We start from the raw sequence: 800 nt of genomic DNA on the forward strand, positions 1-800 counted from the left end.
CACCCCCGGCCAGCGGCGTCACGTCCGACGTCGGATACCCCAACGCCGAGTTCTCCCAGCCCAGCGCCGCCCACCGGTCCCGCACCGCACCGGTCAGCACCCGCGCACCCGTCGCCGGGGAGTAGTACACCGACCCGTGCTGGAAGTGCGCGAACGCCCCACCACCGGCCAACGCCGTCACATCCGACGTCGCCAGACCCAACTCCCCCGACACGCCACCCGAGGCGAGCCAGGCATCACGCACCGGGCCCGTGAGGACCCGCGCGCCGGTCGCGGACGACCAGGTCACGGTGCCCTGCTGGAAGTGGGCGTACTCGCCGCCACCCGGGGCCTCCGCCACGTCCGAGGTCGGGTACCCCAGCGGGGAGTTCTCCCAGCCGGCAGCCGCCCACCGGCCACGGATCGCTCCGGTCAGCACCCGCGCACCCGTCGCCGGGGAGGAGTAGATCGAGCCGTGCTCGAAGTGGGCGTAGGACCCGCCTCCGGCCAGCGGCGCGGCGCTGGACGCCGGCAGCCCCAGCTCACCGGCCGGGCCATCCGCCTCCAGGTACCGGTCCAGGACCGCTCCGGTGAGGACGTGGCCCGTGCCGACGCCGTCCTCGGCGTACACGGCGCCGTGCTCGAAGGTCACCGCCTGGCCGCCGGGGACCTCGCTCGCCGACGAGGTCGGGTAGCCCAGGGGGCCGGTCTCGGCACCCGAGGCCTGCCACGCCGCCACCACGTCCGCCGGCAGCACCCGCGTGCCCAGCGTGGGGTGCACGTACACCGACCCACCCCGGAAGTGCCCGAACCGCGCCACC

At 75.5% G+C, this 800-nt stretch carries 1 protein-coding gene; it reads right to left on the bottom strand.

From position 1 onward, the window contains the following. Positions 1-766 (bottom strand): LGFP repeat-containing protein (locus ACI781_RS19095; protein ID WP_456567711.1); only part of this gene is annotated, 766 nt, incomplete at its 3' end. Between the last annotated feature and the right edge of the window lie 34 nt (positions 767-800).

Source organism: Blastococcus sp. SYSU D00695, from assembly GCF_054050555.1.